Here is a 12,395-nt window from a genome sequence, read left to right on the forward strand (position 1 = left end):
CGGGCCGGCAAGACGGTCGCGTCACCGCGGCGAGAGCCGTGGTGCCGAGGAACGTCCGGGCTCCGCAGAGCAGGGCGGTGGGCAACACCCACCCGGGGCGACCCGCGAGACAGTGCCACAGAGAACAGACCGCCGTCGGCTCCGGCCGGCGGTAAGGGTGAAACGGTGGTGTAAGAGACCACCAGGGGCCGGAGTGATCCGGTCCGCTCGGTAAACCTCGCCCGGAGCAAGGTCAGACAGAGGACGATGCGGCTGCTCGTCGGGTCCTCGGGTAGACCGCTGGAGGGTCACGGCGACGTGGCTCCGAGAGAGATGGCCGTACAGCGCCCGCCGAGAGGCGCGGCGTGAACAGAACCCGGCGTATCAGCCGACCCCTTCGCCACGAGATGCCCCGCCCCGGCGGGGCATCTCGCGTCTCCGCCGGTCGCCGAGCTCGCGCTCCCGCCCGCAGGCAGCGCGACGGCCTGCCGTGGCGGTTCCCGGGTCTCGATACATCCTTGCGCCGCCACTCGACAGGACTGGCGCGGTCCATCTCTCGCGCTGCCTCCTGCGGACGAAGCGGTGCAGCACGACGTCCGGCAGGCGCCGACCCCGGAGGACGGTCCTGACACGCCGCTGCGGATCGCCGCCGAGGACCAGGTGCCCCCGCCCCCGTCCTGGCTCACCGCGACCGCTGAACCCTGAAAGTCTGATCACGTCCGTCCGCCATGGCGCCACGCACCAGGCGAACCGGCGAAACGCGTGCCAGCGTTTCGCCGTAGCCGTCCGCACCCCGCTCCCCGGAACGCGTCACCTCCCGAGGCCGACCGCGCCTCGGCGGGCGGGGACCGCCGAGGAAAAAGACTCAGCCCCGCCCTGCGAGCGCGGCCGCGCCGAGGATGCCGGCGTTGTTGCGGAGCGCCGCCGGGATGATCGGGGTGCGCAGGTCGAGCAGCGGGAGGAACTCGTCGTGGTGCTTGGAGATGCCGCCGCCGACGATGAAGAGATCGGGCCAGAGCAGCGCCTCGAGGTGGGAGTAGTAGCGCTGCAGGCGCTTCGCCCAGTGCTTGTAGTCGAGGTCGTCGCGCTCCTTGGCGGCGAACGAGGCCTTCTTCTCGTAGTCGCCGCCGTGGATCTCGAGGTGGCCGAGCTCGGCGTTGGGGATGAGGATCCCGTCGTGGATCTGCGCCGTCCCGATGCCGGTGCCGAGGGTGGTCATGATGACCAGGCCCTCCTTGTCCTTCGCCGCTCCGAAGCGCGACTCGGCGTAGCCCGCCGCATCGGCGTCGTTGACGAAGAAGATGTTCCGGCCGATCGCGTCCTCGAACAGCTTCTCGGCCTCGAGGCCGATCCACTCGTCCGACACGTTCGCCGCCGACATCGTCCGTCCGTGGACGACGACGGCGGGGAAGCAGATGCCGACCGGGGTGTCCGAGGGCAGGTCCGGGATCTTCTCGAGGATCTGCTGGACGGTGGCGACGATGTCCTTCGGCGTGCCGCCCGGGGGAGTGGCGAGCTTCATCCGGTCGCTGAGCAGAGTGCCCGCGGCCAGGTCCACCGAGGCCCCCTTGATGCCCGTTCCCCCGATGTCGATTCCGATGGCGGTCGCCGCAGCAGTCATAGCGGCCATGCTAGCGAAGGGCGGGGGTGCGGACCGACGCGGGCTGCGGCGTAGGATCGCGGCATGGCTGACGGCGACGCGAACTCCTGGTGGTACAACCTCAAGGCCGGCACGGTGGAGCAGGGATTCGTGTCCCCCTCCGTCGACCGGGTGGGACCCTTCTCCTCTCGCGAGGAGGCGGAGCACGCCCTCGAGCGGCTGCACGAGAACAGCCGCAAGTGGGCCGAGGAGGACGCCGCCGAGGACCGCTGACCGCGGTTACTCGTAGCTGTGCTCGGCGCCGGGGTAGGCGCCGGACTCCACGTCGTCCCGGAACGCGGTGACCGCTCCGGTGAGCACGCCGCGCAGATCCGCGTACTGCTTCACGAAGCGGGGGATGCGGCCGGTGGTGAATCCGGCGAAGTCCGTCCACACGAGCAGCTGTCCGTCGACGTGCGGTCCCGCTCCGACTCCGATCGTGGGGATGCGCAGCTCCTCCGTCACCTGACGTGCCGCGTCCGCGGGCACCATCTCGAGGACCACGGCGAACGCCCCGGCCTCCTGGACGGCGCGCGCGTCGGCGAGCAGCTGCTCGATGCCCTCGCCGCGTCCCTGGACCATGTGGCCGCCGAGCCCGTGCTCGCTCTGCGGCGTGAAGCCGATGTGCGCCATCACGGGGATGCCCGCCTCGACGATGCGCCGGATCTGCTCGGCGGAGCGGACTCCGCCCTCGAGCTTCACCGCGTGCGCGTGCGTCTCCTTCATGAAGCGGAACGCCGTGTGCAGCGCGTCGTCGGCACCCGACTCGTAGGAGCCGAAGGGCATGTCGGCGACGACGAAGGCGCGCTCGACGGCTCCGGCGACGGCACGTGCCAGCGGGATGAGCTCGTCGACGGTGACGGGCAGAGTGGTGTCGTAGCCGAGCACCGTGTTGCCGGCGGAGTCGCCCACGAGGAGGAAGTCGATCCCGGCGTCGTCGAAGATCTTCGCCGTCAGCTGGTCGTAGCTGGTCAGCCCGGTGATGCGGACACCGGAGTCCTTCGCGTTCTGGAAGTGGCGGGTTCGAACGCGTTTCACGGGCTGCGCTGACATGGGCGCCAGTCTACGGCGCGCCTCGGGCGCCCCGCGGGCCCCGGTCGGAGGCAGTAGCCTGAGGGTCGAAACAGGAGGGGTCTGGATGGACAAGCAACGGGACTTCGTTCTTCGCACCATTGAAGAGCGAGGGATCAAATTCGTTCGCCTCTGGTTCACCGACGTCGTCGGCACGCTGAAGTCGGTCGCGATCGCGCCGGCCGAGGTGGAGGGCGCGTTCGCGGAGGGGCTCGGCTTCGACGGCTCCGCCATCGAGGGCCTCACCCGCTCCTTCGAGGCCGACGTCCTCGCGCATCCGGACCCGTCGACCTTCCAGATCCTCCCGTGGCGCGGAGAGATCGACCCGACGGCGCGGATGTTCTGCGACATCACCACGCCGGACGGCCAGCCCGCCGTCGCCGACCCGCGCAACGTGCTCAAGCGCACGCTGGCGAAGGCGGCCGAGCGCGGGTTCACCTTCTACACGCACCCCGAGATCGAGTTCTACCTCCTCAAGTCGTCGTCCTTCGGCGCCGAGGGTCCGGAGCCGGTCGACTCCGCCGGGTACTTCGACAACGTCCCCGGAGGCACGGCGCACGACTTCCGCCGCCGCTCCGTGCGCATGCTGGAGGATCTGGGCATCTCGGTCGAGTTCAGCCACCACGAGGCGGGCCCCGGCCAGAACGAGATCGACCTCCGCTACGCGGACGCGCTCACCACGGCCGACAACATCATGACCTTCCGCACCGTGATCAAGGAGGTGGCGATCGAGCAGGGCGTCTACGCGACGTTCATGCCGAAGCCGCTCTCCGGGCACCCCGGCTCGGGCATGCACACGCACCTCTCACTCTTCGAGGGCGACGTGAACGTGTTCTACGAGCAGGGCGCCCAGTACCAGCTCTCGAAGCTCGGCCGCCAGTTCATCGCGGGCCTGCTCAAGCACGCCCCCGAGATCACCGCCGTGACGAACCAGTTCGTCAACTCCTACAAGCGGCTCTGGGGCGGCGACGAGGCGCCCAGCTACGTCTCGTGGGGCCACAACAACCGGTCCGCCCTCGTGCGCGTCCCGCTCTACAAGCCGAACAAGGGGCAGTCCTCGCGCATCGAGTACCGGGCGCTGGACTCCGCGGCGAACCCCTACCTGGCGTACTCGCTGCTCCTGGCGGCCGGGCTCAAGGGCATCGAGGAGGGCTACGAGCTCCCGGCCGAGGCCGAGGACAACGTGTGGGCCCTGTCGGACGCGGAGCGCCGGGCGCTCGGCTACGGCGCCCTGCCCGCCAGCCTCGACCGCGCCATCTCGCTGATGGAGGAGTCCGAGCTCGTGGCCGAGACGCTGGGCGAGCAGGTGTTCAACTTCGTGCTGCTCAACAAGCGGAAGGACTGGGCCGAGTACCGCGCCCAGGTCACGCCGTACGAGCTGCGCAGCAACCTCGAGATGCTCTGACGCCTCGGCCATGCCCCGCGAACGCTCCCTCCGCGATGTCGCACGCCTCGGCTTCGCCGCGCTCGGCGAGACCGGGGCACGGCTGGCCGAGGCGGAGGAGCTGGCCGGGCGGCAGCTCGAGTCGGTGCTGCCCTCCTTCGCCCGGGTGGCGGACCCGGACGAGGCGCTGCTCGCTCTGATCGACCTGCTGCGGCGGCACCGCGACCGGATGGACGCGGTCCTCGCCGACGACGAGGCCCTGACCCGGCTGCTTCTGGTGGTGGGAGCCTCCTCCGGCCTCGCCGATTTCCTCCAGCGCCGGCCCGACGAGCTCGCCAGCGTCCTCGAGCCGGTGCGCACGCTCCCCGGGCGCGCCGAGATGAAGGCCGAGCTGCTCGAGTCGGTCGGCGCCGTCGACGGCTTCTCGTCGCTCCGGGAGGAGGCGGGCTGGACGGCGCTGCGCGTGCGGTACCGCCGCCTCCTCACCAGGATCGTCGTCCACGACCTGAGCCAGGCCGACCCCGTCGCGGCGATCGACCGGGTGACGAGGGCGCTGGCCGACCTCGCCGGAGCCGCGCTGGAGGCGTCCCTCGCCGTGGCGCGGACCGAGCTGGTCGAGGGCACGGGCCCGGGTCGCTTCGGCCGCGACGAGGTCGCCGCCACCCGCTTCGCCGTCATCGGCATGGGCAAGGCGGGAGCGTCCGAGCTCAACTACGTCAGCGACGTCGACGTGATCTTCGTCGCCGAGGGCGACCCGGAGAAGGAGCTGACCAACGCCCGTGCGATCGACGTCGCCACCCGGCTCGCCGTGCTCCTCATGCGCGGGACCTCCGCGCTGGCGATGGAGCCGGAGCTCTGGGAGGTCGACCCGAACCTGCGCCCGGAGGGCAAGCAGGGCGCGCTCGTGCGCACCCTCGAGTCGCACATCACCTACTACGACCGGTGGGCGAAGAGCTGGGAGTTCCAGGCGCTGCTCAAGGCGCGCCCGCTCGCCGGCGACCAGGAGCTGGGGCGGGCGTACGTCGACGCGGTCGCGCCCAAGGTCTGGTCGAGCGCCTCCCGCGAGAACTTCGTCGAGTCGGTGCAGCGGATGCGGGAGCGGGTCACCGAGAACATCCCGCAGAACGACGTCCATTACCAGATCAAGCTCGGCCCTGGCGGCCTGCGCGACATCGAGTTCACGGTGCAGCTGCTCCAGCTCGTCCACGGGCAGACCGACGACGAGATCCGCATGCCCGGGACTCTGCTCGCCCTGGGCGCCCTCGCCGACCGCGGGTACATCGGCCGCTCCGCCGCGGAGGAGTTCGCGCAGGACTACCGAGCACTCCGGCTGCTCGAGCACCGCCTCCAGCTGCGGCGCCTGCGACGCACGCACCTGATGCCGCGGGACGAGCACGAGCTGCGGACCCTCGCCCGCTCCAGCGGGCTCGCCCGCACGGCGGAGGAGCTGCTGAGCGTCTGGAACGGGATCAAGCACCGCGTCCGGGGCCTGCACGAGCGCCTGTTCTACCGTCCGCTGCTCTCCGCGGTCGCCGCGCTCTCCGACGGCGGCGCCGAGCTATCCACCGGCCAGGCGGAGGCGCGCCTCGCCGCCATCGGCTTCGCGGACGCCCGCGGTGCGCTCGGCCACATCGCCGCGATGACCTCGGGCGTCTCGCGCCGCGCGAGCATCCAGCGCCACCTCGTGCCGGTGATGCTGCAGTGGTTCGCCGACGGACCGGACCCCGACTACGGCCTGCTCGCGTTCCGGCGCCTCAGCGACGCACTGGGCGGGACGCCCTGGTTCCTCCGGATGCTGCGCGACTCGTCCGGAGCCGCCAAGCGGCTCACCACGGTGCTCTCCGGATCGCGCTTCGTCGGCGAGCTGCTCGACCGCATCCCGGAGTCGGCGGCCTGGCTCGAGGACGACGACGCCCTCCGCCCCCGCAGCGCCGCCCAGCTCGCCGAGGAGGTGCGCGCCGTGCTCGCCCGGCACGAGACGCCCGACGCGGTCGCCTCGGTCCTCCGCTCGATGCGCCGGCGCGAGGTGCTGCGGACCGCCATGGGTGGCGTGCTCGGCCTCAGCTCGATCGAGGAGATCGCGACCAGCCTCACCGACATCATCAGCGCACTGCTGGGCGGCGTGCTCGCCGCCATCCGGCGCGGCAGTGCGACCCGGCCCGGCGCCGACGCGGAGTTCGCGATCATCGGCATGGGCCGGTACGGAGGGGCGGAGCTGGGCTTCGGCTCCGACGCCGACGTGATGTACGTCCAGCGACCCGGCACCGCCGGGCCGCACCAGGCCCAGCTCTACTCGCAGTTCGTCGTCGCCGAGCTGGTCCGGCTCACGGAGGACTCCCGCCTGCCGCTCGACCTCGACGCCGACCTGCGGCCCGAGGGCAAGAACGGGCCCCTCGTGCGCTCCCTCGACTCCTACCGCGCCTACTACGCCCGCTGGTCGCTGACCTGGGAGGCGCAGGCGCTGCTCCGGGCGCGGGGAGTGGCGGGGGACCAGGCGCTCATCGAGGACTTCGAGGAGCTGGCTGACGGGGTCCGCTACCCGGGAGCGGTCTCCGACCGCGACATCCGCGAGGTGAAGCGGATCAAGGCACGGGTCGAGAGCGAGCGTCTGCCGCAGGGCGCCGACCCCCGCCGTCACCTCAAGCTCGGCCGCGGATCGCTGAGCGACGTCGAGTGGCTGGTGCAGCTCCTCCAGCTGCAGCACGCGCGGCGGACCCCGGCGCTGCGGACCACCTCGACCCTCACCGCCCTCGCGGTCGCGGAGGAGGAGGGCATGGTCGGCCCGCAGGACGCGGAGCGGCTGCGTGCCGCGTGGATCCTCGCGTCCCGTGTCCGCTCGGGCACCACGCTCTGGGGCAACCGCACCAGCGACGTCCTCCCGACCGACCGCCGGCAGCTCGAGGGCGTCGCGCGCCTGCTCGAGTACCCGGCCGGGTCCGCGACGGCGCTCGAGGACGACTACCTCGGCGTGACCCGCCGCTGCCGCGCGGTCTTCGAGCGCCTGTTCTACGGGCCGGCCGCGGGAGACGCTCCCTCCTACCGCTGACGCCCGCGCGCCGGGGACGGCGAAGGGCCGCCCCTCCGAGGAGGAACGGCCCTTCGGCAGTGCTGCGGGATCAGACCCCGTAGTACAGCTCGAACTCGAACGGGTGAGGACGCTGCGCGAGGGGCTTGATCTCCTTCTCGCGCTTGTACTCGATCCAGGTGTCGATGAGCTCCTGAGTGAACACGCCGCCTTGGAGGAGGAAGTCGTGGTCGGCCTCGAGGGCGTCGAGAGCCTCGCCCAGGGTCGCGGGGACCTGCGGGATGAGCTTCGCCTCCTCGGGGGGCAGCTCGTAGAGGTCCTTGTCGACCGGCTCGTGCGGCTCGATGCGGTTCTTGATGCCGTCGAGGCCCGCCATCAGCTGCGCGGCGAACGCGAGGTACGGGTTGCCGGAGGCGTCGGGCGCACGGAACTCGATGCGCTTGGCCTTCGGGTTCGTGCCCGTGATCGGGATGCGGATCGATGCGGAGCGGTTGCCGGCCGAGTAGACCAGGTTGACCGGCGCCTCGAAGCCCGGGATCAGACGGTGGTACGAGTTGACCGTCGGGTTCGTGAACGCGAGGACGGCGGGGGCGTGCTTGAGCAGGCCGCCGATGTACCAGCGCGCCAGGTCCGAGAGACCGCCGTAGCCGTTCTCGTCGTAGAAGAGCGGCGTGCCGTCGTTCCACAGCGACTGGTGGGTGTGCATGCCCGAGCCGTTGTCGCCGAAGAGCGGCTTCGGCATGAACGTGGCGGTCTTGCCCCACTGCTCGGCCGTGTTCTTGACGATGTACTTGAACTTGAGGATGTCGTCCGCCGCGTGGACCATCGTGTCGAAGCGGTAGTTGATCTCGGCCTGGCCGCCGGTGCCCACCTCGTGGTGCGAGCGCTCGAGGATGAGGCCGGCGTCGATCAGCTTGAGGCAGATGTCGTCGCGGAGGTCGGCCTGCTTGTCGACGGGGCTCACCGGGAAGTAGCCGCCCTTGTAGGGCGTCTTGTTGCCGAGGTTGCCGCCCTCCTCGACGCGTCCCGAGTTCCAGGCGCCCTCGACCGAGTCGACGGAGTGGAACGCGGAGTTCTGCGTGATCTCGTAGCGGACGTCGTCGAAGATGTAGAACTCCGCCTCGGGGGCGAAGAACGCGGTGTCGGCGATGCCGGTCGACGCGAGGTACTTCTCGGCCTTCTTCGCGACCTGACGCGGGTCCTTGGAGTAGATCTCGCCGTTGCGCGGGTTGTAGATGTCGAAGACGAGGATCAGCGTGCGCTCGACGCGGAACGGGTCCACGTAGGCGGTGGTCACGTCAGGGATCAGCTGCATGTCCGATTCGTGGATGTTCGCGAATCCGCGGATCGAGGACCCGTCGAAGAGCTGACCGACGGAGAAGAACTCCTCATCGACAGTCGAGGCGGGGATGTTGAAGTGCTGCTGGACACCGGGGAGATCGGTGAACCGGATGTCGAGGAACTTGACGTCCGTGTCCTTGATGAACGAGAGCACCTCGGAAGAATCTTTAAACATGCAAAGGTCTCCAATGGCGTAACGGGGTGCTGCAGAGCGCAGCCGTTCCAGGGTAGTGACGGGGGGTTTCCCCACCGTGTCCCTGTTGTTTCCGACATGTTACGGGGCCCGTCCGGGGTCGGGCTCCACGTCGTCTGCCGGACCACCCGCTCCTCGGTCCGCTCCGAGACGCCGCGGATAGGATCGGAGGATGCCAGCCGCCGACCGCAGGACCTTCGCCGACGCCGCCCCGAGCTCGTACCCGGGGGAGCGTCTCGGCCTCCCCCGAGAGGGCCGCCTCTCGGTCGGACGGTCCGGCCGCCGCATCGCCGCCCTGGCCGTCGACTTCGCCGTCGCCGCTCTGCTGTCGCTCGCGTTCTTCGACTACGACCGCTGGGCGAGCCTGCTGCTGTTCGTCCTGCTGCAGGTCGTCTTCATCCCCACCATCGGCGGCAGCATCGGGCACCGCCTGCTCGGGATGCGCGTCATCCGTCTCGGCGGGGGCTGGGTCGGCGTGTGGCGCCCGATCGTGCGCTCTGTGCTGCTGGCCGTGCTGGTGCCGGCGCTCGTCTGGGACTCGGACCAGCGCGGCTTCCACGACAAGGTGGCCGGGACGGTTCTCGTCCGCTACTGACTCGCGCCGCAGACGAAGCAGGCCGGCCGGGAGAGATCCCGACCGGCCTGTCGCGTCGTGCGTCAGCGCGATCGCTGAGGGCGCACCTTGAAGGGGTCGACGCCCTTCGGGATGGGCAGCGACGTGTTGAGCGAGGAGAGCCGGTTCTTCACCGCGAGGACCTCGGCCTTGGTGAGGACCTTCTTCGTCTTCGAGAGGCGGCTCGGCACCTTGTGCAGCGGAGTCGCATCGGCGTCGGAGCCGACGTGCACGAAGGTGACGGGGACGTTCGGCAGGATCCGCGACACCTTGCGCCGCTCGTCCTCGAGCATGCGCTTGGTCCGGGAGGCGGGGCCCTCCGCGATCAGCACGACGCCTCCGCGGCCGACGGCGCGGTAGACGGCGTCCTGGGTCTTGCCGTTGACGGCGACGGGCATCTCGCCGCCGGTCCAGGTGCCGCGCAGTCCGCTGCGCAGGACGGCGCCGACCGCGCCGGGCTGCCCGGCGATCTGGCCGTAGGCGGCACGCTCGGCGCGACGCGAGAGCACGGCGAGTCCGGCGACCAGGCCGGCCATCACGCCCACGATGATCCACAGCGCGATCACGAAGCCGTTGCCGTTGCCGAGCAGGATGCCGAGGAGCACGCCGAGCAGGATCGGGAGCAGGAGCGCGAGGAGGATGATCCAGACGGCGCTGCTGTCGTAGCGGCGGGTCATCTGGAACACCTGCCACATCTGCTTGAGACGTCCGGGTTCCTTGACCGCCTTCGTCGACGGTTCCGTGCTGCGTGCCATGACGTCAAGGATACCGAGCGGGAGCGCGGCGGCGGACCCCGGACGCGGATCGGACTCCTCCACAGAGGGCACGCGCGCCGATCCGTCCACCGATCGGGATCGACGGGCGTCCTCCGCCCCGACCTGCGGTCAGGCTCGCCTCATGACGAGCAGCGGGACGGTCCAGGGCCGGAGGATCGGCGGAGTGCGGACGGGGAGGCGGCGGACGCCTGCGCCGAATGCCGCACCGCCGGCCGAGCGGACGATGCGGCCGCGGGAGGCCGAGTCGCTACAGGTGTCGGCGGTGGCTCGGCTCGCCGAGCACCGCCACCGCGAGCGCATCGTCCGGGTGGAGTCGTCTCCGAGGAGGCGCATCGTCTCGACCGCCCCTCCCGTCGTCGCCACACTCGAGAGGTTCCTGCGGGTCGAGCGGGGGATCGCACTCGGCGCCGCGGTCACCCTCCTCGCCCCCGTGGTGGGCGCGGTCCGGTCGGCCGCGCTCGAGGGAGCATGGCTGGCTCCGACGACGGACGACATCGGCCTGACGGAGGAGGGTCGGCCGCTGCTGCTGCTGACGACGCCCGCCGTCGACACCCCGCGTGCGGCGCGCGACGCGCTGCAGCGGGTCCTGGAGCGCCTCGGAATGCTCTGCCCGGAGCTGCCGGTCGCCGCCCTCGCGCGGCACCGCGACCTGCTGGCGCTGGAGGGCAACCTCTACGGACTCGCTGATCCGCAGGGGATAGGCGAGGCGGTGCGGGCGCTGCCGACGTCCGGCGCGGATGCACGGGGTCGGGAGGCGGTGCCTGCTCCGGCTGCCCGGCACCGGCGGGTCCATCCGCTCGACGGCTGGCAGGACCGCCTCCGGGCGTTCGTCGTCCGGCGTCGGGGACCGCTCTCCGTCGGGACGGCGATCGTGCTGGGAGCGGTGCTCGCCGGTTCGCTCGCGGGCGGGCCCGGTCGGCAGGTGCAGGATGCGGAGGCGTCGACCGCAGCCGCGCCCGTTCCGGCTCGGTCGGCTCCGCCGGCTGTGGCGACCGCGGCGCCGCCGGCTCCGGTCGCGGCGGCCTCGCTCGACGCCGAGCAGGCGGCGGAGGTGCTGATCGACGCGGTGCGCGCGTGCGGGGACCGGGAGTGCGCCCGCGGTCTGGTCACGGCGGACTCGCCGCTCGGCGACGCAGCGGACGGCCCCTCCTCCATTGTCCCGGAGACGGGGGAGGCCTCGGCCGTCCTCGTCGACGTGAACGGGGCATCGGCGGTCGTGCACCTCCGGACGGCCCCGGGGACAACAGCGGCCTCCGTCCTGATCATCAGGACGGAGGCCGGCTGGCTCATCCGCGACGTCTACATCGGAGCGGCCTCGTGAGAGGCGCGCTCAGGGGGAGCGTGTCAGATGCCGAGGTCGTTCTCGAACGAGCCCTCCTCGAGGCGCTCCTTGATCGCGACCAGGAAGCGCGCCGCGTCGGCTCCGTCGACCGTGCGGTGGTCGTACGAGAGCGCGAGGAAGACGGTCGAGCGGATCGCGATGGCGTCAGCACCGTCCACCTGCACGACGGCCGGCTTCTTGGTGACGATGCCGGTGCCGAGGATCGCGGTCTGCGGCAGGAACACGACGGGAGTGTCGAACAGGGCCCCGCGTGAACCGGTGTTGGTCAGCGTGAAGGTGCCGCCGGCGAGCTCGTCGGGCTTCAGCTTGTTGTTGCGGGTGCGCTCGGCCAGGTCTCCGATGGTGGAGGCGATCTGCGCGAGGTTCAGCTCGGACGCGTTCTTGAGGACCGGGGTCAGCAGGCCGCGCTCGGTGTCGACGGCGATGCTGATGTTCTCGTGGTCCGGGTAGACGATCGACTCGCCGTCGAGGGTCGAGTTGATCACCGGGTAGGCCTTGAGCGCCTCGGCCGCCGCGAGGGCGAAGAACGGGAGGAAGGACAGCTTGGCGCCGGTCTTCTCCTGGAAGCTCTTCTTGACCGAGTCGCGGAAGCGGGCGACCGCCGTGACGTCGACCTCGATGACCGAGGTGAGCTGGGCGCTCGTCTGCATCGACTCGACGGCGCGCTGCGCGAGGACCTTGCGCAGGCGCGACATCGGCTGCGTGGTGCCGCGGAGGGGCGACGTCTCGAGCGGGGTGCGCGCGGCCTTGGCGGCTGCGGCGGCGGGCGCCGAGACCGGGGCGGCCGGAGCCGACTTGGCGGCCTCGACCGCGTCGAGGACGTCCTGCTTGCGGATGCGGCCGCCGACTCCGGTTCCCGTGAGGGTGGAGAGGTCGATGCCGTTCTCGCCGGCGAGCTTGCGCACGAGCGGGGTGACGTAGCCGGGGTTGGAGTCGGTGGGCTCCGGGGAGGCGGCGGGCGCGGCGGCAGCGGGGGCCGGCGCGGCGGCGGCCGGCGCGGGAGCCGACGGAGCGGGGGCCGCGGCCTCGGGG

The 12,395-nt window shown here is 71.3% G+C and carries 10 protein-coding genes and 1 other RNA gene; 6 read left to right on the plus strand and 5 right to left on the minus strand.

Annotated elements, in window-relative coordinates; translation table 11 throughout:
- Positions 1-379: RNase P RNA component class A (gene rnpB / locus C5D50_RS12130), an RNA gene on the plus strand.
- A gap of 465 nt (positions 380-844) precedes the next feature.
- On the opposite strand, the gene ppgK is transcribed toward rnpB, so the two are convergent.
- Positions 845-1,600, minus strand: a complete 756-nt coding sequence (ppgK, locus tag C5D50_RS12135) for a polyphosphate--glucose phosphotransferase (protein WP_104239180.1) — start codon at positions 1,598-1,600, stop codon at positions 845-847.
- Between the two features lie 63 nt (positions 1,601-1,663).
- Between ppgK and C5D50_RS12140 the strand changes: the two genes are divergently transcribed.
- On the plus strand, positions 1,664-1,852 hold the full coding sequence (locus C5D50_RS12140; RefSeq protein ID WP_104223671.1) for an SPOR domain-containing protein: 189 nt from the start codon (positions 1,664-1,666) through the stop codon (positions 1,850-1,852).
- A gap of 6 nt (positions 1,853-1,858) precedes the next feature.
- Here the strand turns inward: C5D50_RS12140 and panB are convergent, their stop codons facing one another.
- On the minus strand, positions 1,859-2,671 hold the full coding sequence (gene panB, locus C5D50_RS12145) for a 3-methyl-2-oxobutanoate hydroxymethyltransferase (protein ID WP_104254909.1): 813 nt from the start codon (positions 2,669-2,671) through the stop codon (positions 1,859-1,861).
- An 85-nt stretch (positions 2,672-2,756) separates the two neighbouring features.
- On the opposite strand from panB, the gene C5D50_RS12150 reads away from it, so the two are divergent.
- Complete coding sequence (locus C5D50_RS12150) at positions 2,757-4,094, plus strand: glutamine synthetase family protein (protein ID WP_068253236.1); 1,338 nt, start codon at positions 2,757-2,759, stop codon at positions 4,092-4,094.
- Positions 4,095-4,104: 10 nt separating this feature from the next.
- On the plus strand, positions 4,105-7,119 hold the full coding sequence (locus C5D50_RS12155) for a bifunctional [glutamine synthetase] adenylyltransferase/[glutamine synthetase]-adenylyl-L-tyrosine phosphorylase (protein WP_104289012.1): 3,015 nt from the start codon (positions 4,105-4,107) through the stop codon (positions 7,117-7,119).
- Between the two features lie 70 nt (positions 7,120-7,189).
- Here C5D50_RS12155 and glnA read toward each other — a convergent pair whose 3' ends face one another.
- Positions 7,190-8,614 (minus strand): type I glutamate--ammonia ligase, encoded by a 1,425-nt coding sequence (gene glnA, locus C5D50_RS12160; protein ID WP_104223668.1) that lies wholly within the window; start codon positions 8,612-8,614, stop codon positions 7,190-7,192.
- A gap of 190 nt (positions 8,615-8,804) precedes the next feature.
- Here glnA and C5D50_RS12165 point away from each other — a divergent pair, with 190 nt between their 5' ends.
- On the plus strand, positions 8,805-9,227 hold the full coding sequence (locus tag C5D50_RS12165; RefSeq protein WP_104223667.1) for an RDD family protein: 423 nt from the start codon (positions 8,805-8,807) through the stop codon (positions 9,225-9,227).
- Positions 9,228-9,289: 62 nt separating this feature from the next.
- On the opposite strand, the gene C5D50_RS12170 is transcribed toward C5D50_RS12165, so the two are convergent.
- The gene (locus C5D50_RS12170; RefSeq protein ID WP_104223728.1) at positions 9,290-10,000 is read right to left on the minus strand and encodes a DUF4191 domain-containing protein; all 711 of its coding nucleotides are present in this window, start codon (positions 9,998-10,000) and stop codon (positions 9,290-9,292) included.
- Positions 10,001-10,283: 283 nt separating this feature from the next.
- Between C5D50_RS12170 and C5D50_RS12175 the strand changes: the two genes are divergently transcribed.
- The gene (locus tag C5D50_RS12175; RefSeq protein WP_146086927.1) at positions 10,284-11,342 is read left to right on the plus strand and encodes a hypothetical protein; all 1,059 of its coding nucleotides are present in this window, start codon (positions 10,284-10,286) and stop codon (positions 11,340-11,342) included.
- A 23-nt stretch (positions 11,343-11,365) separates the two neighbouring features.
- Here C5D50_RS12175 and sucB read toward each other — a convergent pair.
- A partial coding sequence (gene sucB / locus C5D50_RS12180) for a 2-oxoglutarate dehydrogenase, E2 component, dihydrolipoamide succinyltransferase (protein ID WP_104289013.1) occupies positions 11,366-12,395 on the minus strand: 1,030 nt, incomplete at its 5' end.

Source organism: Rathayibacter sp. RFBD1 (assembly GCF_002932915.1).
Classification (GTDB): domain Bacteria; phylum Actinomycetota; class Actinomycetes; order Actinomycetales; family Microbacteriaceae; genus Rathayibacter.